Annotated in this window: 19 protein-coding genes; 13 read left to right on the top strand and 6 right to left on the bottom strand. The window is 55.7% G+C overall.

Annotated elements, in window-relative coordinates; all coding sequences use genetic code 11:
- Positions 1-121: 121 nt before the first annotated feature.
- Complete coding sequence (locus WA429_RS03075; RefSeq protein ID WP_206926786.1) at positions 122-2,668, top strand: EAL domain-containing protein; 2,547 nt, start codon at positions 122-124, stop codon at positions 2,666-2,668.
- A gap of 65 nt (positions 2,669-2,733) precedes the next feature.
- Here the strand turns inward: WA429_RS03075 and WA429_RS03070 are convergent, their stop codons facing one another.
- Complete coding sequence (locus WA429_RS03070; protein WP_228194550.1) at positions 2,734-4,068, bottom strand: sodium-dependent transporter; 1,335 nt, start codon at positions 4,066-4,068, stop codon at positions 2,734-2,736.
- 285 nt (positions 4,069-4,353) lie between these two features.
- On the opposite strand from WA429_RS03070, the gene WA429_RS03065 reads away from it, so the two are divergent.
- From WA429_RS03065 to WA429_RS03020, 10 genes are all read left to right on the top strand, one after another.
- The gene (locus tag WA429_RS03065) at positions 4,354-5,097 is read left to right on the top strand and encodes a DUF1223 domain-containing protein (RefSeq protein ID WP_287464308.1); all 744 of its coding nucleotides are present in this window, start codon (positions 4,354-4,356) and stop codon (positions 5,095-5,097) included.
- 249 nt (positions 5,098-5,346) lie between these two features.
- Complete coding sequence (gene ccmA, locus WA429_RS03060) at positions 5,347-6,048, top strand: heme ABC exporter ATP-binding protein CcmA (protein ID WP_206926784.1); 702 nt, start codon at positions 5,347-5,349, stop codon at positions 6,046-6,048.
- Positions 6,045-6,710 carry a heme exporter protein CcmB gene (ccmB, locus tag WA429_RS03055; protein WP_101245448.1) on the top strand — a complete coding sequence of 222 codons (666 nt, stop codon included), beginning with the start codon at positions 6,045-6,047 and terminating at the stop codon, positions 6,708-6,710. The genes ccmA and ccmB overlap by 4 nt, the downstream gene beginning before the upstream one ends.
- A gap of 13 nt (positions 6,711-6,723) precedes the next feature.
- The gene (locus WA429_RS03050) at positions 6,724-7,512 is read left to right on the top strand and encodes a heme ABC transporter permease (RefSeq protein ID WP_114112871.1); all 789 of its coding nucleotides are present in this window, start codon (positions 6,724-6,726) and stop codon (positions 7,510-7,512) included.
- On the top strand, positions 7,509-7,706 hold the full coding sequence (ccmD, locus tag WA429_RS03045) for a heme exporter protein CcmD (protein WP_114112870.1): 198 nt from the start codon (positions 7,509-7,511) through the stop codon (positions 7,704-7,706). Before WA429_RS03050 ends, ccmD begins: the two co-directional genes overlap by 4 nt.
- 13 nt (positions 7,707-7,719) lie before the next feature.
- Positions 7,720-8,208: a cytochrome c maturation protein CcmE gene (ccmE, locus tag WA429_RS03040; RefSeq protein WP_101245445.1), complete on the top strand. Its 489-nt coding sequence runs from the start codon at positions 7,720-7,722 to the stop codon at positions 8,206-8,208.
- Positions 8,209-8,341: 133 nt separating this feature from the next.
- The gene (locus WA429_RS03035; RefSeq protein ID WP_287464309.1) at positions 8,342-10,447 is read left to right on the top strand and encodes a heme lyase CcmF/NrfE family subunit; all 2,106 of its coding nucleotides are present in this window, start codon (positions 8,342-8,344) and stop codon (positions 10,445-10,447) included.
- Complete coding sequence (locus tag WA429_RS03030; RefSeq protein WP_101245443.1) at positions 10,444-10,980, top strand: DsbE family thiol:disulfide interchange protein; 537 nt, start codon at positions 10,444-10,446, stop codon at positions 10,978-10,980. Before WA429_RS03035 ends, WA429_RS03030 begins: the two co-directional genes overlap by 4 nt.
- Positions 10,977-11,477 (top strand): cytochrome c-type biogenesis protein, encoded by a 501-nt coding sequence (locus WA429_RS03025; protein WP_114112867.1) that lies wholly within the window; start codon positions 10,977-10,979, stop codon positions 11,475-11,477. Before WA429_RS03030 ends, WA429_RS03025 begins: the two co-directional genes overlap by 4 nt.
- Before the next feature lie 46 nt (positions 11,478-11,523).
- On the top strand, positions 11,524-12,240 hold the full coding sequence (locus tag WA429_RS03020) for a tetratricopeptide repeat protein (RefSeq protein ID WP_114112866.1): 717 nt from the start codon (positions 11,524-11,526) through the stop codon (positions 12,238-12,240).
- A 38-nt stretch (positions 12,241-12,278) separates the two neighbouring features.
- Here WA429_RS03020 and WA429_RS03015 read toward each other — a convergent pair whose 3' ends face one another.
- The 3 genes from WA429_RS03015 to WA429_RS03005 all read right to left on the bottom strand — a co-directional run bounded on the left by WA429_RS03015 (position 12,279) and on the right by WA429_RS03005 (position 15,562).
- Positions 12,279-12,566 (bottom strand): hypothetical protein, encoded by a 288-nt coding sequence (locus tag WA429_RS03015; RefSeq protein ID WP_101245440.1) that lies wholly within the window; start codon positions 12,564-12,566, stop codon positions 12,279-12,281.
- Between the two features lie 16 nt (positions 12,567-12,582).
- Positions 12,583-14,370, bottom strand: a complete 1,788-nt coding sequence (locus WA429_RS03010; protein WP_287464310.1) for a lytic transglycosylase domain-containing protein — start codon at positions 14,368-14,370, stop codon at positions 12,583-12,585.
- Positions 14,371-14,671: 301 nt separating this feature from the next.
- On the bottom strand, positions 14,672-15,562 hold the full coding sequence (locus tag WA429_RS03005; RefSeq protein WP_287464311.1) for a uracil-DNA glycosylase: 891 nt from the start codon (positions 15,560-15,562) through the stop codon (positions 14,672-14,674).
- Between the two features lie 243 nt (positions 15,563-15,805).
- Here WA429_RS03005 and WA429_RS03000 point away from each other — a divergent pair, with 243 nt between their 5' ends.
- A complete protein-coding gene (locus WA429_RS03000; RefSeq protein WP_286888187.1) occupies positions 15,806-17,443 on the top strand; it encodes an electron transfer flavoprotein-ubiquinone oxidoreductase in 1,638 nt (545 codons plus the stop codon).
- Between the two features lie 75 nt (positions 17,444-17,518).
- Here WA429_RS03000 and WA429_RS02995 read toward each other — a convergent pair whose 3' ends face one another.
- On the bottom strand, positions 17,519-19,054 hold the full coding sequence (locus WA429_RS02995; RefSeq protein WP_287464312.1) for an aldehyde dehydrogenase family protein: 1,536 nt from the start codon (positions 19,052-19,054) through the stop codon (positions 17,519-17,521).
- Positions 19,051-19,950: an NAD(P)-dependent oxidoreductase gene (locus tag WA429_RS02990; RefSeq protein WP_287464313.1), complete on the bottom strand. Its 900-nt coding sequence runs from the start codon at positions 19,948-19,950 to the stop codon at positions 19,051-19,053. The genes WA429_RS02995 and WA429_RS02990 overlap by 4 nt, the downstream gene beginning before the upstream one ends.
- Positions 19,951-20,196: 246 nt before the next feature.
- On the opposite strand from WA429_RS02990, the gene WA429_RS02985 reads away from it, so the two are divergent.
- A complete protein-coding gene (locus tag WA429_RS02985; RefSeq protein WP_114112861.1) occupies positions 20,197-21,126 on the top strand; it encodes a LysR family transcriptional regulator in 930 nt (309 codons plus the stop codon).
- Positions 21,127-21,148 lie beyond the last annotated feature (22 nt).

Raw genomic sequence — 21,148 nt, 5'->3', positions numbered from 1 at the left:
TCCGGTTGATGTCAAAACCGGCGAAACAATTCCGGCATGTGTCCTTGATCCAAAACAATCCTAAACTGCTTGTTGTCTGCTAAGTCAGGTGCAATTCGAATTGTCTTCTGAGCAGGATCAAATGATACGCCCTACCCCAGCCGAAGACCGGTCTTTTGGTCTGACGGTCGGTACGCTGTCACCCGGAACTGTTTTAAGTTGCTCACCTGCAACGCCACTTGCGCAAGCCGTCACCAAAATGCGCAATGCCAACAGCAGTTCCATCATTGTGGTACAGTCGAACAAACCGGTCGGAATACTGACAGAGCACGACCTGTTGTCGTTACCAGCCAACAGCAAAGCTGTGCTGTCGCAACCTGTCGAGATGCGCATGTCGCATCCGGTTCACACCATATCCATCCATGCCAGCCCGCAATCAGCCATCGTCAGGATGCGCGAACGCAATGTCCGCCACCTGGTCACCGTCGATGAAAACGATTGTCTGGTCGGCATCATCAGCCGGACCGATCTGATCCGGCAGATCAGCAACAAAAAGCCGTTCAGCGCCAATGACGTTGCCGATGCGGTCCGACGGTCGACAATCTTTGTCGATGCCCGGATGCCTGTGTCGGAATTGCGACACCGCATGCATGGCGAAAAATGCGACAGCGCCATCGTTACCGGCTTTCCTGCCGACCTGCCGGTCGATCAGCAAACCGGTATCATTACCGAACGCGATATCCTGCGCGGGTTTGCCGACGACAATGATGGCCTGACAGCAGGTGATATCGCCACCCGCCCGGTTATGGTCATTAACGGGGATGTGAACCTTAATGATGCGCGCACCATCATGTTGCGCAAAAACATCCGCCACCTTGTTGTTCATAACCAGCACCGGGAAATCATCGGCGTTCTGTCCTTTGCCGATCTGCTTGAATTTATCGAGCAGGACTATCTGATCTATCTGAACAACATCAATGATGACAGCGACAGCGAACTGGTCAAGGCCCGCCAGTCACTTGCACTTGCCCGCAAGCTGATTGAAAACTCGCCGGACTGCGTCATGGTCTGTAACGCCCGCGCCGAGATCGAGGCCGTCAATCCCGCCTTTACCCGTGTCACCGGTTATCAGGCCGAAGAAGTCATTGGCAAGAACCCGAGCATTTTGCAGTCCGGTCGCCAAAGCAAGGACTTCTATCGCCAGATGTGGGTCGAACTTGCCCGGACCGGAAAATGGGAAGGCGAGATCTGGAACCGTCGCAAATCGGGTGAAACATTCCCGGAATGGCTTTCGATCATGGCCATCCGCGACAGCGATGGCACCATAAGCCATTATGCATCGATCTTTACCGACATCAGTGAACGCGAGAAAAACCGCGAAGATATCCTTCGGATTGCCTTTACCGACGAACTGACCGGCATGCCCAACCGCCGACGTTTTTCGGAATTGCTGTCGCTTCATGTCGGGCGCGCCCGACAGCATGGCCGGCCATTGACTGTCATGATGCTGGATCTTGATAACTTTCAGCGCGTCAACAACGCACTGGGGCACAATGCCGGGGATGATGTTCTGGTCGAAGTATCCCGACGCATCAGCCGAGAACTTGGCCATGATGCGGTCATGGCCCGTGTCGGTGCCGATGAATATGCCGCCATCCTGCCCGACATAAAAACCGAACAAGAAGCCCTGAACCTTGCCGAACGCGTTCTTGTCCGGCTTGGCGAACCGCATCTGACCAGCAAGGGTGATGACCTTTATCTTTCGGCCAGCATCGGCATTGCCTCTTTTCCCAAGGATGCCAATGACACCAGCAATCTTTTGCGCTGTGTTGAAATTGCCATGCTTCAGGCAAAGGAACAGGGACGCAACCGGGTCGGCCGGTTCAGCGTGTCGCTGCAAAGTCAGAAGGGTGCTGATCTGGCACTTGAAACGGCGTTGCGGCGCGCGCTTGATAACAATGAACTCCATCTTGCCTATCAACCGCAATTTGACACCAAAACCGGCCAGTTATGCGGTGTCGAAGCCTTGGCAAGATGGACAACGGCAAGTGGGGAACATATCCCGCCATCGACCTTTATCCCGGTTGCCGAAGAAATCGGCGTCATCGGCGAGCTGGGTCGCTGGGTCATGCGCACGGCCTGTCGTCAACTGGTCAACTGGCGCAGCGAAGGTCTGCACAATCTGCGGCTGGCGGTGAATGTGTCGGTTCAGCAATTCTATGGCACGGTCGATCTTGCAGAACAGCTGCGGGCCATTTTGGTCGACAAGGGGTTGTCTGCCGACCGGCTTGAAATCGAAGTCACCGAAAGCCTGTTCATGCGCGATATGGCCGACATGCGTGCCAAACTTCAGCGTATCCAGGATCTGGGCATTCGCATTTCGCTTGATGATTTTGGCACCGGCTTTTCCAGCCTGAGCTATCTGCGGACCCTGCCATTTGATCAGATCAAGCTCGATCGCAGTTTTGTCACCGACATCGATCGCGGCGAAGAAGGCCGGACATTGGCAATCACCATCATCAATATGGCGCGCAACCTTGGCAAAACCTGCATTGCCGAAGGGGTTGAAAACGACCGCCAGCTTGAAGTTCTGCGGGATGCCGGGTGCGACCTTGTGCAGGGTTACCTGCTTGGCCGACCAATGAGCGCACAGGATATTTCAAGGCTTGCCACCGCAACGGATGGCTAAGCCCAAAAGCAAAAGGGCGGGAATAATCCCGCCCTTTCAAACTTCATGAACCGGTTCTTCTGATCCTAGAAGATACCAAGCCCCTTCAGCAGGATGAAAGCAATCGCAACCGGGGCAACGAATTTGACAATCAGTCCCCAGGCATTGATCCACATCGGGACGATACCGTCATGCGCTGCGATTTCTTCTTTGGCCTTGCCCCAGATGACCCAGCCAACAAACAGCGAAATGAACAGGCCACCGATCGGCAACAGCAGGTTCGAACTGATGAAGTCCATCAGATCAAAGAAGCTTTTGCCAAAGATGGTGACATCCGACATCACGCCAAGCGACAGCGAAGACGGGATACCGAGCGCAAAAATGATCACGCCAACCACGATGGCCGCCGTTTTGCGGCTGACACCACGGTCATCAACGAAATAGGCCACAACCACTTCAAGGATTGATACCGCCGAAGTCAAAGCCGCAATCCCCAGAAGCAGGAAGAACATAAAGGCAAACAGCGAGCCCATCGGCATATGCGCAAACACAGCCGGAAGCGTGATGAAGGTCAGGCCGGGACCGGCACTCGGATCAAAGCCGAATGCAAAGACCGCCGGCAGGATCAAAAGACCCGCCATCACGGCAACTGCGGTATCAAGCAGCGTCACCCAACCGGCAGAACCGGCGATGTTTTCTTTCTTCGACAGGTACGAGCCATAGGTGATCATCGCCCCCATACCGAGCGAGAGCGAGAAGAATGCCTGCGACAACGCACCCGATACAGTTTCCCAGGTTACTTTGGAAAAGTCCGGCGACAGCAGGAAGGCAACACCTTCGCCACCACCAGGCAGCGTGACCGAACGGATGATCAGAATGATCAGAAGTGCAAACAGGGCCGGCATCAGGATTTTCGATGCGCGTTCAATCCCGGAACCAACACCGGCCAGAACCACGAAAATCGTCAGCGCCATAAAGATCGCATGGAAGATCAGCGGCGAAACCGGATCGGAAATGAAATCACCAAACAGGCTTCCCAGAGCGGCCGGATCTTCGATCGCCAGCGCACCGGTGATCGATTTGATCATATAGGAAATCGTCCAGCCAGCGACGACACTATAGAAGGACAGAATGATAAAGGCAGCAGCCACACCAAAGAACCCGATGACCGGCCAAAGACCGCCTTTGAGCTTGGCGAACGCGCCAATCGCATTCTTTTCAGACATGCGGCCAATCACGAATTCGGCCAGCATGACCGAAATCCCGATGGTAAAGACCAGTGCCAGATAAATAATCAGGAAGGCGCCACCGCCGTTTTCGCCCGCCATATACGGGAACTTCCAGATATTCCCAAGTCCGACGGCCGACCCCGCAGCTGCCAGAATAAAGCCGAGGCGCGAGCCCCAGTGTTCACGTTTCATCATTAACCTGCAAACCTTGTTTCGGACCGGAATTGCCGGATGAAGCTCCCGCCGGCAGACCGATTCCAGATTTTTATCATTTAACGCACAGGCGAATTCACCCGATGCGTTGCGACCGTTCCCTCAAGGTGGTCCCGATTGGTCCGCAGCTATTAACATCAATCTTTGGAAATCTCATTTCGAAATTCACCCAAAAAGCGCAAGAATCCGCCCTTTTGGTCTTCCCGTTGCTTTCAAGGCCTTGTGATTAGGGGTTGATGGCAGTTCTCGGGCATGATGATGGGCATGAAACATATTCGCCCCATCATCTGCATGCTTGCACTGGCGCTAATGATGCTTTCCGGCCCGGCATATGCCGCCGAAAGCACAACGCCCCACGCCGTGATAGAGCTTTACACCTCGCAAGGATGCAACTCCTGCCCGCCAGCAGATCGTGTTCTTTATCAGATAAATCAGGAACATACAGATCTTCTGGCACTGTCATACCATGTCGATTACTGGAACTATCTGGGCTGGACAGATCCGTTTTCCGATTCCCGATACAGCGACCGGCAACGCGACTATGCCAATCGGATGCGCGAACGGTATGTCTATACCCCTCAGGTCATTATCAATGGTGACAATGTGGTTCAGGCAACCGCAAAACGGCGTATCGAGTCGACCGCCGATTCCCTGCCCGGTTTAAAGGACATCTCGGCAATCACACTGGCATCAGACAGCACCGATCTGCCCACCCGCGGTACGGTCGCACTGCGCAACCTCACAATGCCGGGCTCGGGAAATGCCCATCGTATCTGGATCATCGGTTTTGACCGCGAACACCAGCGTGACGTTCTATCGGGCGAGAATGCCGGGAAACGGCTGGTACATGCCAATGTCGTCCGCGAGATGATCGACCTTGGTCCATGGGACGGATCATCAAAAGACATTCCGTTTGCCATGACAAAGGCCTGCGACGGTGGCATTGCTGTTCTGGTTCAGAACGGAAATGGTGGCCCGATCATCTCGGCATCTGTCATCCGCTATTAAAATCCGCTGCCCCCCGAACGCCTTTAACGCCCCCTTTTATATGTCATTTCATTTGCCCAAACATTCACCGGTTGGAAACCCGTCCCCTGATATGTCCGCACCAGTGCGTGCCAATCTTTCCCGACCTTGTTTGGATTGATTTGAAACAAAGCCATCGCGGCCGCGCTCGGTTAAAGAATGGATAATCAGCCTAAACGCGTTATAGAATACGGCGACCACGGCTGAGACACTGACTATTGAACGGGTTACATGGCAGATTTTAGCGGTTCTGATTTGACCTGCCTACGCGGCGAGCGACTGGTATTTGGCGGCCTATCCTTTGCCGCCCGATCCGGTGACGCGATTGTGCTGCGTGGCCGGAACGGTGCCGGAAAATCCAGCCTGTTACGGGTCATGGCCGGATTGTTGTCACCGCGCGCCGGGCAGATTTGCTGGGACGGTGAAAACATCCTCGAAGACCGCATCGGCCATCAAGCCCGGCTGCAATATCTTGGCCACCAGGATGCCGTCAAACCGGTGCTGTCCGTGCGCGACAACTTACGGCTTTGGGGACAGATGCGCGGGGTCGATGACCTTGATGGTGAAATTGATGCGGCCCTTGATGCGCTTGACATTCATCACCTGTCACGGGTCGCTGGCCGTTATCTTTCAAGCGGACAGAAACGCCGCACTGCCCTTGCCCGTATTCTGATCGGTCAAAGTGATCTTTGGCTGCTTGATGAACCGACCGTCGGACTGGATCGCGAAAGCTGTGGCGAAGTCGCCCGACTGATTGCCGAATTTCGGGCGCGTGGCGGCATTGTGATCTATTCGACACATATTGATCTGGATGTCGATGCGCCAACCGTGCTTGATCTGGATGAATTTGCCATTCCGATGGTCGAATGGCTAATCGAACATCCGGAAATGGACGGATCAGCCCCGATATCCGCACAGGAGGCCGCCCAATGAACGGTTTCCTTGCCATTTTACAGCGCGACCTGCGTCTTGCACTGCGTCAGGGGGCAGATTCGGTCATGGTGGTTGCCTTCTTTATTGTGACCACCACATTGTTTCCGTTCGGCGTCGGCCCGGAAGCCAATATTCTGGCCCGGATTGCATCCGGGGTGATCTGGGTATCGGCGCTTCTGGCAGCGATGCTGTCGCTTGAGCGGGTCTTTCAGACCGATTATGAGGACGGCACGCTTGAACTTTTGACCCTGTCGCCGGTTTCACTGGAATTGCTGGTCCTGGGCAAGGTATGTGCGCATTGGCTGACCACCGGCTTGCCATTGATCATTGCAGCCCCGTTGATGGCCGTGATGCTCAATATGGATCAGGACGGATTTGTTACCCTGATGCTTGCCATGCTGCTAGGTACTCCGGCTCTTAGTCTGATCGGAGCGATTGGGGCGGCACTTATTTTGGGAGCACGGCGTGGCGGGGTTCTGGTGTCGCTTCTGGTCTTGCCGCTTTATATCCCGGTTCTGATTTTCGGGGCCGGCGCGGTCGAGGCCGCCTTGCTGGGCATTTCGGCCACCGCACAGTTACAGATCATGGCTGCCATTTTGCTGATCGCACTGGCAGCAACGCCATTTGCCACCGCCCATGCGGTGCGTCAGGCAATGGAATAACGGACAGAAGAATATGCATCGTTTTGCCAAACCAAGTGTTTTTCTGAAGCTGACCGACCCGCTATTGCCGTGGCTGTCCGGGGCGACGGCGATCCTGATTGCCGCTGGGCTTTATTTTGCGCTTTTCGCATCCCCGGTTGATTATCAGCAGGGCGATACGGTCCGGATCATGTATCTGCATGTCCCGGCGGCCTGGATGGGGTTGTTCTGTTATGTCGGCATGGCGGTGTGCGGTGCCATGAGCCTGATCTGGAAACACCCGCTGGCCGATATCTGCGCGCGTGCCACGGCCCCGATCGGTGCCACCTTTACGGCATTGTGCCTGATTACCGGATCATTGTGGGGTGAACCGATGTGGGGCACCTGGTGGGTATGGGATGCGCGCCTGACCTCGATGCTGATTTTGCTGTTCCTGTATCTTGGCTATATCGCGCTGGTAAATGCATTTGATGACCCCGAACGCGGGTCCAAGGCCGGATCGGCACTGGCACTGGTCGGGGCGGTCAATGTGCCGATCGTCAAATTTTCGGTCGACTGGTGGAATACCCTGCATCAGCCGGCCTCTATCGTGCGCATGGACGGCCCGACGGTTGATCCCAGCATGCAGTTGCCGCTTGCGCTGATGATCCTTGGATTTACCTGCTATTACTTTGTCATGCTGATTTTGCGGGTACGGCTTGAACTCAATGAACGGCGTATCCGGGCATTGCAGCTTTCGGGGATGTTTGATGAACGATCCCCCGGCCAGAATACCGACACCCCAAGCTATGATGCGGGTCACAACGCGGAGGCCAGCCAATGAGTGAATTCTTCTCAATGGGCGGATATGGCGGCTATATCTGGGGCAGTTATGCCATCACGGCAATTGCCATGATTGCCTTGTTGGTGGCGACCTTGCGCAGTCTGCGCAACAGCCGCATTGAACGCGACCAGCTGGAAGCCGTGCTGCAATCGCGTCGGACACGCCGAAACAAAAAAGCCCCAAAGGCACCCTGACCGGAGAATAACTGTGTCACTTTCCCGTGCAAAAGCCCGCAAACGCCAACGCATGTATATCATCGGTGCGGCTCTTTTGGCCGTAGCCGGTGCAGCGGCACTCATACTGACCGCCTTTGAAGATTCGGTTGTCTTCTTCTTCAGCCCGACCGAAATCATCGAAAAATCCCCGATTGATCCGGACCAGCGTCTGCGGATCGGAGGACTGGTCGTCGAAGGGTCTGTTCAAAAGCTTCAGGACGGCAAAACCATTGCCTTTGCCGTAACAGACATGGCGCAAACCGTCCCGATTTCCTATAGCGGCATCTTGCCCGACCTTTTCCGCGAAGGTCAGGGCGTTGTCGCCGAAGGCCACATGTCATCTGACGGGACCTTTGTTGCATCGGAAGTTCTGGCAAAGCATGATGAAAACTATATGCCGCCCGAAGTCGCAGAATCGCTTAAGAAAAGCGGCTACTGGGAAGAAATCGAAGCCAAAAATGCGGAACAGATGCGCAATTAAGCCACATTCTGTGGTCATAAAGTCAAACCAAACGCGTAAGAAAAACCTGTCTTTGACATAACTGTGCCATCAGTGTCCCGTCACACCGCCAGATATGTCATCGGGGATCAATTCGGGGAAGCCTTAGACGGAGATGCTTGCAGAACTCGGACATTTTGCCCTGCTCCTGATTGTGGTGACAGGCTTTGGGCAGGCTGTGCTGTTCAGCCCGCTTTGGCTGCGGTCGTCCATACGCGCGACCTTGCAGGGACGCCCGACCGTTCTCGCCGCGACCGGCCCCAACGGCATTTCCCCTGAATTAAACGGATCAGGACCGGTTTCAGCACCGCTGCCATTTGACAGCCAGATATCCCGACCGGGGCACTATCTTGTTCTGCCTGCCGGATTATTGCTGATGGCAATCGTTGCACAGGCGGCGTTGCTGCATGCCTTTATCGTCAGCGATTTCAGCCTGCCGATTGTTGCAAATGTCAGTCACTCATCCACCCCGCTTCTTTTCCGGATCGGTGCGGCCTTTACCCCGGATGGCGGGGCGATGATCCTGTGGCTTCTTGCGGCATCACTGGTCAATATTGTGTTGGCCATGCAGCTTTTCGGGGCGGGTCAATCGACCTATGGACAGGATGATGACCGGACACTGTTTTACAATGCGATGTCCGTGCTTGGCCTGCTGGTTGGTGTGCTTGGCCTTGCGACCCTGATTGATGCTGATCCGTTCCTGCGTGTTGCCGTGGCACCGCTTGACGGGCGCGGGATGAACCCGCAAAGCCAGGATGTTCTGCGGGTTCTGCGTGAACCGTTTTTGTATCTGGGTCTTGCCGGACTCATGGTGATTTATGCCCTGACGCTATCAGGATTGCTGGGCCGGAAATTTGATCGCCGGATTGCAGAAACCTTGCGGTTTTGGGTGATTGCATCATGGGTTGCGCTGGGGGCGGCGATTGCGATCAATGCCTATCGATCCTATAGCCAGCAGGCATGGGGAAATTGGTGGTATTGGGACACAGCAGAAAACAGCCTGTTATTGCCATGGCTTTTGACCACCGCGCTTGTGCATTGCCGGGCGGTTCTGGAAAAAACCGAAACCCTTAAGGGCTGGACTGCGTTCCTTGGGCTTTCTGCACTGGCTGTTGGCTGGTTCGGGGTGTATCTGACGCGGTCCGATCTGTTTGGTCCGCTCAATGAAACCCTGATGAAGCCCAATGACAGTATTGCGCTTCTGGTCGGGTTTTGCGCGATATTTGCAGGGTCCTACTATCTGTTCTGGCGCCGGGGTGACGAACTCGGTGAACCGCGTCCTTTTGAATTGCTGTCGCGCGAAAGCAGCATGTTCATCAACAGTGTGATGCTGGCACTGATTGCTGCTGTGGTACTGATCGGGACGATTTACCCCCTGGTTTTGCGCTGGCTTGATGGTGAAAACATCACGGTTGGCGGCCCGTTCTATGTCGAAGTACTGGTGCCGATTGTTGTTCCGTTGCTGTTTCTGATGGGCTTTGCCCCGACCTTGCGCTGGCGACAGGATGAAATGTGGATGATCGGACGGCGCATGAAGCTGGCGGCAATCCTGTCGATCATCATCGTGCTGTTTGTATCGATCCGCTTTATCGATCTGTCACCCGCACCTTTGATCGGGATCGGACTGGCCGGATGGATTTTGACAGCGTCGCTGAGTGATCTGTGGGCCAGATTGTGGCGCCAACCCGATCACGGCGAAAGCAAATACCGCAATCTGCAACTGCTTGGCCCACGTTATCTGAGCATGACCCTTGCCCATATCGGCTTGGCCGTGATGCTGGCTGGCGGGGCGGCAAGCAGCGTCTGGGAAGAACAGGTTGTTGTTTCCGCACGGGCGGGTCAAAGCATTCAGGCTGGCCCCTATAACCTGCAATATGAGGGTGTGGCTTTGCTTGCCGGGGAAAACTATGCCACGCGTCAGGCGACCTTTATCCTGTATCGACATGCGCTGCCGGTAACCGAACTTTTCCCCGAAATCCGGTATTACCCGATCCGCGGCGTTGAAACACGCGAAGCCGGTATCTGGCATGGCCGTGACGGGGATCTGCATGTCTCGATCGGGGACAGGGGCGATGATGGCGGTCGGGTTGTTTCGGTCCGGTTCCTGCCAATGATGCCCTGGGTCTGGGCGGGCATGATTTTGATGCTGACGGGTGGAACCATAAGCATCCTTACGCGCATCTTCCTGCGTTTTCAGAAGAACGGAGTTTCCGCTTCATGAGATTTTCGATCGCCGTGATCCCGCTGGTTCTGTTTGCGGCACTCGCCGGGGTTTTCCTGATGAATATCGACAAGGACTCTTCTGTTGTGCCCTCTGTCCTGATCGACAAGCCTGCACCGGAATTCTCCTTGCCGCCACTTCCCGGGCGTGAAGCCGGACTGTCGCGTGCCGATGTTACCAAGGGCGAAGTTTCGGTTCTGAACGTCTTTGCCAGCTGGTGCATTCCTTGCCGTGCCGAACATCCGTTGATCAAACGTCTGTCACGCGAAGCCGATGTGCCGGTCTATGGCCTGAACTACAAGGAAAAAGACCCGCAGGACGGTGTCAAGTGGCTGGCTGAACTTGGTGATCCCTACGCCGCGGTCGGCATGGATTTGTCGGGACGCACCGGAATTGATTTTGGCGTCTATGGCGTGCCCGAAACATTCATCATCGATGGTGCAGGCCAGATCAGATACAAACATGTCGGCCCGGTAACCGCAGATGTTCTTGAAGATGTGCTTCTGCCCAAAATCGCGGAGTTAAAAGAATGACCCGTCGTCTTTTGACCATGATCGGTGCATTTGGCCTGGTTGTTGGGCTTATGGCCGGCACACCGGCATGGGCGGTTAATCCCGATGAAATGTTATCGAACCCGGTTCTGGAAAAACGTGCCCGCGACATCAGTCAGGAACTGCGTTGCCTTGTCTGTCAGAACCAGTCAATTGATGATTCCGATGCCGAACTTGCGCGCGATCTGCGTGTGCTTGTTCGTGAACGCCTGATTGCCGGCGACACCAACGAAGAAGCCATCGATTACATTGTCGCGCGGTATGGGGATTATGTTCTGCTTAACCCGCCGCTGAAACCGGAAACCTATATTCTGTGGGCAAGTCCGGCGGTTCTGGCAATTCTGGCGCTTCTGGCGGTTTTTGCCTTTTATCGTCGCAAGCAGCGCGAAGCATCAAACGCGACAACATCGCTGTCGCGTGATGAACAGGCCCGTCTTGACGAGATTTTGGGTACCTCAAACGGAGATAAAAAATCCTGATGCGGTGCCTTGTCGGGAAATATCACCATCCTGCCGGAGGTGACCGGTGACCTGGATTGGTCTGTCTTTACTGGCATTGATCGGAATTGCGGTTCTTTACGCAAGCCTTCCCAAATGCGGTGACAAGGTATTTTCACCGCGTCGGCTGACCATGGCCGTCGCGCCGGTGCTGGTGGCGTTTGGTATCTATCTGGTCATTGGCAATCCATCCCTGCCCGCCAAGCCGTTTGCCGAACGGGCTGGGGAACGCAACCTTGCAGCCGCCGCCGCTGTTGCCGGGAATGTGACCGATCCCAATTACAAGACCGATCAGCAAATCCAGCGACTGTTGAACCAGATCGTGCTGTCGCTTGAAGTGAATCCCCGCAATCTTCAGGGCTGGGTGGCCCTGGCACGCGGGTCATTGCGCCTTGGCAATATCGAACGTGCGGTTGCCGCCTTTGCCCAGGCCTATGCGCTTTCCGGGCATAATCCGTTACTGGCAATCGAATATGCCGATACCCGGATTACCGCCCAGAACGGTCAGATCGACAGTACGTCACGTGATCTGGTTCTGCATGCATTGGGTCAGATGCCCAATCATCTGCTTGCGCGGTATTATTACGGCATGATGCTGAAACAAAATGACAAACCCGAACAAGCTTTGCGCGTGCTTCGTGATCTGTATCGGGATTTGCCAAAGGATGATCCGCTGGCCAACGCCACCCAGGGCGAAATCAAGACGCTTCAGGCCCTTTCAGATGCCAGAACCGACACCCAGTAAAACAGCGACCTTTATCAGCGACTAGATCAGAACCGGGATCACGCCCCGAACAGATACAGTACACCAAGAAGCAGGGCGGTGATCATCAACAATGTCCCGCCAAGCGATACCAGCTTCATCAGCGGATGAAGCCCGGCAAAGTCGCTTTGACCGGTTTCCGGCCCCTGCCCGTCTGATGAATGACCGTTTTCATGAAACCGACGCAGGGCTTCTTCGCCGCTCATTGGCGGCATTTTGATACGATCAAGAACCGTTCCCTCATCCGGGGTACGGTTCTTGCTTTTGCTGCCGTTATCTTGCGGCGTGCTGGCGTTATTGCCGGTCATGAAAGGTATCTGGTGCTTAACGTTGCGCGGTCAAGCCATGATCGCTGTCACCATCTTGTGGCTGATATGTTGGCCACTGCCCGGCGGCAAGAAGATCAAGCGACGGTGCTTCCTGACCAAAGCGCGACCGATACATCCAAAGATTGGCCATCACACGTTCGATAAACAGACGCGTCTCGCGCGACGGGATGCTTTCGATGAAATACAGCGGATCAACATTGTCCTTAAGCGCCTTTTGCCAGCGGCCCAGATTGCCGATCCCGCCGTTATAGGCCGCCATCAACTGCAAAAAGCCGTTATCAACACCGTTCTGTTCAAGCAAATGGTCAACATATTTCTGCCCAAGCGACAGGTTGATTTCCGGTTCATACAGTTCGGCGCGTTTGGCACCGCGATAACGGGTATTGCCGATATAGCTTGCGGTGGCCGGCATCAGCTGCATCAAACCGCGCGCGCCGGCATGGCTGCGCGCATCGGTGTTAAATCCGGATTCCTGGCGCATGAACGCATAGATCAGCGCACGGTCGACCTCATAGCCGCCTTCGGGCGACCATGGCGGCACCGGATAAAGGGCGTTTACAAATACGTCCCCGGTTTTCTGCGCGATATAACTGCCAAGACGCATGGTCAGCGACGCGAAATTCGCAGTATCGGTCAATGCCAGAACAGCGCGGCGCAGGCCATCATCATCCTTGGCCGCAGCCTTGCGCAATTCGCGTTCGGCTTCATCACGTTGCCCCACCTGCAACAATGCCAGTGCACGACGACCATGCGGATCAAGCTTCAACTTGTTGGCACGGTTTTCGTCAAGCTCAAGACTGTCCCAGTCAAACACGTCATCCCGACCAAGGGCACGCATGGCAAGCTGCCCATAGAAGGAGCGCGGATATTCCGCCGCACGGTTCAGCATCTTGTCGGCTTCTTCAAAACGACCGGCCGCAAGATCGATACGCGCCGCCCAGAACGCACCGGCTGTGCGTGTCCAGCTTGATGCATATTTATTGGTGCTGAGTGCCGCAAAATGTTTGTGTGCGGTATCCATCTTGCCCAAACGCCATGCGGTAAGGCCCGCAGTCCAGTGGGCCTGCGGCAAATATTTGCCCGACCGCTTGGCCGCGTCACCCGCAAGTTTCAGCGCCAGGTCAGGCTTGCCGAAATAATAATATCCCGATGCAATAGATGCGCGTGCCTGATCCTGCTCATAGGCATCAAACAGGCGTTTTGCTTCCTGACTTTCGAGAACCTGAAGCGCGCCGGTCGGCCATCCACTGCCAATCCGGTGGCGGATACGACTTTTAAGCGTCGAAAGGCGGGAACGCTGTGGTGCTGACAGCTTCTTGGTCGATTTGTGGTAATAGGGCGAAATATCTTCGTAATCATACCCCGCACCCGAAACATAGCTTCCGACCGGCTTTTTCGGATAGCTGGCAGATCCGCGGCGCGTCAGGGCAAGCTTGTAAATGCGCGGGGCCTGCGGAAGATCGGCATAACTTGCCAGCCAATCCTTGAGTTCCTTGTAGCGGGAACGATATGCCGTCGGATGAAGATAACGTTGCGCCAGCACATGCCCCATCAGAACATCGTCAGACAGGCGCGAAATCAGGCGGTCTGCATCTTTCCAGCGCCCCTGTTCCTGAACGGCAAAAATCTGTTCGTAAAGTTCGGCGTCACGATCGGACAGCGGCTTGGGAATAAGGATCGACAGCGCATCGTCAAGTTCCGGCCCGCCCAAAGCAGCCTGTTCCTGCGTGTCAGCAACAGCAGGTGACGGCGCAACCATGACCGTCGTCATGGTGCCAAACATAGCGATTAAGAGGCCCTGCCTTAGTGTGCGTTTCACACCCGGCAGGCTTGTTCTTATTGCTTCGATCAAAATCAATATCCCCAACGAGGCTTTGCTTTAAAGCCGCGTATTTATCCCGAAGCAGTTTGGTCTCGCAACCCGTTGCCTGCGGTGTTCCCCCCGGTGCAACGGCGCCTTTTATACCAGCAAACGCCCAAACCGCGAAATCATTTATCTGGAATCAATCACTTGGCGTGACGGATTTCTGGCACCCGAACGGATGCATAGCACCCATGCGTACGCCAAATTTATCGCCATTTCCTTAAAGCTTTTGCGCAATCGCGCGCAAATCACGCCATGCAAGGCGCTTTTGTTCGGGCGTACGCAGCAAATATGCCGGGTGGAACATTGCCGTCAGATCGGCCTTTGCCCCATCGCCAAACATCAGCTCTTTCCATGTTCCGCGTAACCGCGTGATGCCGCGATCCTCTTCCATCAGGGTTTTGGCCGAACTGCCCCCCAGACAGACCACGACGCTGGGGCCGATCAGTTCAAGATGACGACGTACAAACGGCTCACATACCGCGACCTCGGCTGTGGTCGGCTGACGGTTGCCCGGCGGACGCCAGGGCAGAATATTGGTGATATAGACTTCCTCACGCGCAAGTCCGATCGACCGCAACATGGCATCAAGCAACTTCCCGCTTGGCCCGACGAATGGAAGACCCTGTCGGTCCTCCTCTGCCCCTGGCGCCTCGCCGACCAGCACCAGCTTGGCTTCAACATTTCCGGTCCCGAAGACCGTATTGCTTGCTGATTTCTTAAGCGCGCAGCCTTCGAACTTTTCAATCGCGGCCTTCAATTCGTCCAGATTGCTTGCCGCAGCAGCCGCATCACGGGCGGACTGACGGGCTTCGTGTGGTGTATCTGACAGCAAAAACCCGCCATCGGCCCCCGGGGGCACCGGTGCGGGACCGGCACCGGCCAATGCCGCAGGACGGGCTGCCTGTGCCGGACCACGGCGCGCGCCGGTCGGGGATTGCGGCGCAAATCCCGGACGATTGGCAGCATTGCGTGTCAGGCTTTCCGATGCCTTGAAACGATCAAGCGGCTCGTCTGCGATTGCTTCGTCCACGCCCATTTCATATTGCCAGACCAGGGCCTGAAACGGATCGAGATTATTTACATCAAAATCTGTAATTGGATTGCTCATCTACACAAAGGCGGTGTATGTTGCGGCGCACGCGTGATTGGTGCGATGGATTTTGACCGACTTTAACGATTTTGGTCCATATGTACCATATACAAACGCGCGTCAAATCGGTATAGCTATACCGATTAAGCGACAAATGTGAGAAATCAGGGCTTGGGCGAGACCCTGATCGGTGAATACCGGTCTGCAACCAAACGGACGAAAACAGTTCGAAAAAGGTGGCAGCCAAAGGAGAGAGGCCATATGGAACGCGAATCCATGGAATTTGACGTGGTTGTCGTCGGGGCTGGTGTATCCGGTCTGTCGGCTGCCATCAAACTGATGCAACTCGCCCAGGAACATGAAAAAGAAATCACCGTTTGTGTGGTTGAAAAGGGTTCCGAAGTCGGCGCGCACACCCTTTCGGGTGCTGTGATGGAGCCCCGCTCCATGAATGAACTTTTCCCGGACTGGAAAGAGCGCGGCGCACCGCTGAATGTTCCGGCTGGCGAAGACCAGTTCCTGATGCTGAGCGAAACCGGCGCGAAAAAGCTGCCAACCCCGCCGCAGATGCATAACAAGGGCAACTACATTGTCAGCCTTGGCAATGTGTGCCGCTGGCTTGGCGAACAGGCCGAGGCCCTTGGTGTTGAAGTTTATCCGGGTTTTGCCGCCGCCGAAGTTCTGTTTAACGAAGACGGTTCGGTCAAGGGTATCGCCACTGGCGATATGGGCTTGCAGCGTGATGGCACGCCGGGCCCGAACCATGAACCGGGCATGGAACTTCATGCGAAATATACCTTCTTTGCCGAAGGTTGCCGTGGATCGCTTTCCGAACAGCTGATCAAGAAATTTGACCTGCGCAAGAATTCCGATCCGCAGACCTATGGCATCGGCATCAAGGAACTTTGGGAAGTTGACCCGGAAGTTCATAAAGAAGGCCTGATCCAGCACACCGTTGGCTGGCCGCTGGACAAGAAAACCTATGGCGGGTCCTTCCTGTATCATCTCGATAACAATCAGGTGGTGGTCGGCTTTGTCATCGGCCTTGATTACGAAAACCCGCATTTAAGCCCGTTTGACGAGTTCCAGCGCTTCAAGACCCATCCGGAAATCCGCAAGATTTTCGAAAAGGGCCGCCGCATTTCCTATGGTGCGCGTGCATTGAACGAAGGCGGGTTCCAGTCGATCCCTGATCTTGTTTTCCCGGGCGGTTGCCTGATTGGCTGTTCGGCCGGTTTCATGAATGTGCCCAAGATCAAAGGGTCGCACACCGCAATGAAGACCGGGATGCTGGCCGCCGAGGCCGCGTTTGAGGCCCTGAGTGCTGATGAAGCCCCAGCTCAGATGGACAGCTATCCGTCGCGTTTGGAAAACAGCTGGGTCTATCCGGAACTGCACAAGGTCCGCAACATCCGTCCGAGCTTTGCCAAATGGGGCTTTTGGGGCGGCATGGCCTATAGTGCGGTTGATACATATCTGTTTGGCGGCAAGGCGCCCTGGACCTTCAAAAACCACGAGGATCATTCGTGCCTGAAGCCGGCAGCCGAAATGCCCAAGATCGACTATCCGAAGCCGGATGGCAAAATCAGCTTTGACAAGCTGTCATCGGTCTTCCTGTCAAACACCAACCACAGCGAAGACCAGCCCATTCACCTGACGCTGAAAGATGACAGCGTGCCGGTTAATACCAACCTTGCGGTCTATGACGGACCGGAAGCACGGTTCTGCCCGGCTGGTGTTTATGAATTCGTCGAAGACGAAGACAAGGGCGGCAAACGGTTGCAGATCAATGCGCAGAACTGCGTTCATTGCAAAACCTGCGACATCAAGGACCCGACCCAGAACATCGTCTGGGTGGTGCCCGAAGGTGGCGGTGGGCCGAACTATCCCAACATGTAAGCTGCTTGAAGCTTATCCTCATACAAAAGGGCCGCATGATGCGGCCCTTTTTCATAATAGTCTGATGATTGCAGTTTATTCCGGGGCATAGCCAAAAGCGGCCGGCGGATTTGCCGCTGTTTCGGTCCAGACACTTTTGGGCTGCATATATTCCATCAAGCCTTCCTTGCCGCTGGACCGGCCATAGCCGCTGGCACCGAAACCGCCAAATGGCGACATGACATTGATCGTCTTGTAGCTGTTGATCCAGAACGTCCCGGCCCGGACATTGGCCGCAACCCGATGCGCCCGGTCAACCGACTGGGTCCAGACCGCACCGGCCAGACCGAACTTGCTGTCATTGGCGATCGCCACGGCCTCGGCTTCGTCATCAAACGGGATCACCGACAGAACCGGACCAAAGATTTCCTCGCGTGCGATATTCATATCGTTGCGAACATTGCCCAACACGGTCGGACGCAGGAAATAACCATCCTGATAGGCATCCCCATCCGGGCGTTCACCACCAGCAAGCAACTGCGCACCTTCGGCCTGACCACTTGCGACCAGTCGACGGACCGTCTGATACTGGACATCATTGTTGATCGGTCCGATCTGGGTTGCGACATCCATCGGATCACCGACAGGGATCTGGTTCGCCCCGGCAACCAGCATATCAAGAAAACGATCAACCACGTTGCGCTGAACCAACAAACGCGAACCTGCCACACAGCTTTGACCTGCACCGCTAAAAATCGCGGCCTGTGCGCCAATCACGGCACGTTTCAGATCGGCATCGCCAAACACGATATTGGCCGACTTGCCACCAAGTTCGAGAACGCAGGGAACAACATTCTGTGCGGCCTGCCCGGCAATGATGGCCCCGGTCCGCGGCGATCCGACAAAGACCACCTTGCGCGTGGCATCATGGGTGGTTGCCGCAACACCGGTGGTCGCACCAAGCCCGGTCAGAACCGTGATCACGCCATCGGGCAGCCCGGCCTTTTTGGACAGAACACCAAGCGCAAGCGAGGTAAGCGGCGTCATTTCCGATGGTTTGAGAACCGCCGCATTGCCCGTGCAAAGCGCCGGGGCAAGCTGCCAGCCCGCAGTAAAGATCGGCGCATTCCAGGGTGTGATTTGCGTGACCACACCATATGGTTCCGGGCGGGTATAGTTCAAATGGCTGGTCGGAACCGGAATAACATCGCCATGAAGCTTGTCAGCCCAGCCGGCATAATATTCAAACATCTCGGCGACTTTAAGGACCTCGACCCGGGTATCGCGGATCGGCTTGCCTGCCGAAACAGTTTCAAGCAGTGCCAGTTCTTCAAGCTGATCGCGGACCAGCTGTCCGATCCGCCACATGATGCGACCGCGTTCTGCCCCGGTCATTCCCCACCAGACTTTCTGCCCGGCAACGGCGGCATCCATCGCCGCATTCACGACATCAGCCCCCGCATCCTTAAGCGTAAGAAACGCCTTGCCGGTTGCCGGGTCGATCAGTTCGAACATGTCGCCTGTGCCGTACATCATCGCACCATTGACCCAGCTTCCGATTTCAGTCGTGCCGAAAAACGGGTTCATTGCCTTGTGATAGTCGCGGGCAATCAGATTGGTTTCACCGGTCATGATTTGACTCCTGCATGGGTGGGATCGCATTCGGTGATGCGGTTGAAATCGGCATCGTCTGCCAGCAGCTCGGAACTGGCTGCCCAAATCTGCCCGGCCAGTTCACAAACCGGCAGTGCAACGTCCTTGTCCCGGGCCAAGGCCATGGCAAGACGGACATCCTTGCGCATCAAGCCCATGGTAAAGCCGCTGTCAAAGGCCCCGTTCATCACCCATTTCGGATAATTGACTTCGCTGATGGCGCTGCGCCCGGATCCGGCATTCAGGGCCGCAATCAGGTTTTCCGTTGTCACACCTGCTGCATTGCCGAGCCTTACGGCCTCGCTCATGGTCAGAAGATGGGATGCGACAAGCATGTTATTGACGATCTTGACCGCATGCCCGGCACCAACCGGTCCGACATGGGTGATCTTGCCACCCAACGATTCCAGAATCGGCATGGCGCGCGCAACATCGGCATCATCGCCACCAACCATCATGGTCAATTGACCACTATTGGCCCCCGCCGGACCGCCACTGACCGGGGCATCGATCAGGATATGCCCCAACCCGCGCAAGACCCCGTCGATTTCGCGAGTCACATCGGGCTCGGACGTTGTGGTGTCAATCACCAGTCGCCCGTCGATATCACAGGATGTCAGGCCGGCATCACCGGTCAGCACCATGCGAACATGATTTGCCGTTGGCAAAGACAGGATGACGGTTTTGCAGGCTGCATACAGTTCACTGACACTGGCAACAATGGTCGCCCCGGCAAGTGCGGCTTCCGCCTGGCGTTCCGCAGACAGATCAAACCCGATGACGGGAAAACCGTCGCGCAGCAGAGTCCGGGCCATGCCAAGCCCCATATTGCCAAGCCCGATGACACCGATGGTGCCGGTTTCTGGATTACTCACGAAAAATGCCTCTTTGGTTTCAGACAGCCGGGCTCAGCCGGTGAAGACCCAGGTCTTCCCGCCACAACACCGATGCGGTCCGATGTGATTTTTTGATTTTGCCCGTCGACTTTCCGGTGGATACCCGACGAACTCAAGATCAATTGGCGGAACATATTGTTGCCGAAACAGCAACACATATGCTCTGATTAGGTGATCACCATCACGCCAGCAGTCTGGCCAACCACATTTGCGCAGTATTTCATCATGAAGATCGACGACAAGCCGCTTCGTTATTTCCTGGCCGTTTTTGAAGCCGGATCGATCCGGACCGCCGCAGAAAATCTGCGTATTGCGCCATCAGCCATCAGTCGCCAGATCGCGGCCCTTGAAGCCCATCTCGAAACGCTTTTGATGGAACGAACCAAACGCGGTATCATCTTTACCGAAGCTGGCCACATGGTCGCAGCCCACGCCCGGCGCCGGTTTGAGATGGACGAAGCCTTTTCGGTTGAACTGGCGGCGGCACGAGGGGCGATTGCCGGTACTGTCCGTATTGCCACGGGCGAGGGATTTGTTGTCGATCTGGTCAATCATGTTGTGCGCCCGTTGCGTGACGAGTTCCCCGATATCCGCCTTGAAATCGATGTCGCCGGTACGGAGAAAATCACCCATGGAATCCTGCGTGACGACTACGATATGGGGCTTGTCTTCAACCCGCCCGGAACGCCCGAACTTGAACTTCTGGCAGAAGACCACGCACCGCTTTGCGCACTTGTGCCGCCGGGGTTCGAGTTGGCCAACAAGGAAAGTTGCACGCTGTCGGATACGCTGAATTATCCCAGCGCGCTCCTTAATCCGCATTTTGGCGTGGCCAAACTTCTGGCCAATGTCGATCAGGGTAACCGCGTTGCCCAGGACGCGTTTCTGATCGCCGATTCGATCAATGTTGCGGTTCATTTCGTGCTGTCGGGTGGCGGGATCACGTTTCTTCCGGCCTTTGCGGTATCGCGCCAATTGCGCCGCGGCGAGGTGGTGGCAGTCCCGATGACAGACCCGTTTCTGGCGCGTGTGCCATCACATCTTCTGGTGCGCAAGGGACGCCCGAAAACTGCCGCTGTAAGGGCCGTTACCGGCATGATCCGCGACCGGATGGAAGCATTCGGATCGGCCTGGTATCCCGAAGAGCATGCCTGAGCCCGACATACATGTTGCCATT

The sequence above is a fragment of the Thalassospira sp. CH_XMU1420-2 genome (assembly GCF_037029325.1).
Taxonomy (GTDB): domain Bacteria; phylum Pseudomonadota; class Alphaproteobacteria; order Rhodospirillales; family Thalassospiraceae; genus Thalassospira; species Thalassospira povalilytica.
The sequence above is the reverse complement of the archived record's forward strand: the minus strand, read 5'-3'. Positions and strand labels throughout refer to the sequence as shown.

Excerpts from the sequence above, each read along its gene's own strand:
- WA429_RS03010 (WP_287464310.1), bottom strand. The coding sequence starts at position 14,370 with ATGTTTGGCACCATGACGACGGTCATGGTTGCGCCGTCACCTGCTGTT.
- ccmB (WP_101245448.1), top strand. The coding sequence starts at position 6,045 with ATGAACGGTTTCCTTGCCATTTTACAGCGCGACCTGCGTCTTGCACTG.
- WA429_RS03015 (WP_101245440.1), bottom strand. The coding sequence starts at position 12,566 with ATGACCGGCAATAACGCCAGCACGCCGCAAGATAACGGCAGCAAAAGC.
- WA429_RS03050 (WP_114112871.1), top strand. The coding sequence starts at position 6,724 with ATGCATCGTTTTGCCAAACCAAGTGTTTTTCTGAAGCTGACCGACCCG.
- WA429_RS03035 (WP_287464309.1), top strand. The coding sequence starts at position 8,342 with ATGCTTGCAGAACTCGGACATTTTGCCCTGCTCCTGATTGTGGTGACA.
- WA429_RS03030 (WP_101245443.1), top strand. The coding sequence starts at position 10,444 with ATGAGATTTTCGATCGCCGTGATCCCGCTGGTTCTGTTTGCGGCACTC.
- WA429_RS02985 (WP_114112861.1), top strand. The coding sequence starts at position 20,197 with ATGAAGATCGACGACAAGCCGCTTCGTTATTTCCTGGCCGTTTTTGAA.
- WA429_RS03025 (WP_114112867.1), top strand. The coding sequence starts at position 10,977 with ATGACCCGTCGTCTTTTGACCATGATCGGTGCATTTGGCCTGGTTGTT.
- WA429_RS03070 (WP_228194550.1), bottom strand. The coding sequence starts at position 4,068 with ATGAAACGTGAACACTGGGGCTCGCGCCTCGGCTTTATTCTGGCAGCT.
- WA429_RS03075 (WP_206926786.1), top strand. The coding sequence starts at position 122 with ATGATACGCCCTACCCCAGCCGAAGACCGGTCTTTTGGTCTGACGGTC.
- ccmD (WP_114112870.1), top strand. The coding sequence starts at position 7,509 with ATGAGTGAATTCTTCTCAATGGGCGGATATGGCGGCTATATCTGGGGC.
- ccmA (WP_206926784.1), top strand. The coding sequence starts at position 5,347 with ATGGCAGATTTTAGCGGTTCTGATTTGACCTGCCTACGCGGCGAGCGA.
- WA429_RS03065 (WP_287464308.1), top strand. The coding sequence starts at position 4,354 with ATGAAACATATTCGCCCCATCATCTGCATGCTTGCACTGGCGCTAATG.
- WA429_RS03005 (WP_287464311.1), bottom strand. The coding sequence starts at position 15,562 with ATGAGCAATCCAATTACAGATTTTGATGTAAATAATCTCGATCCGTTT.
- WA429_RS03000 (WP_286888187.1), top strand. The coding sequence starts at position 15,806 with ATGGAACGCGAATCCATGGAATTTGACGTGGTTGTCGTCGGGGCTGGT.
- WA429_RS02995 (WP_287464312.1), bottom strand. The coding sequence starts at position 19,054 with ATGACCGGTGAAACCAATCTGATTGCCCGCGACTATCACAAGGCAATG.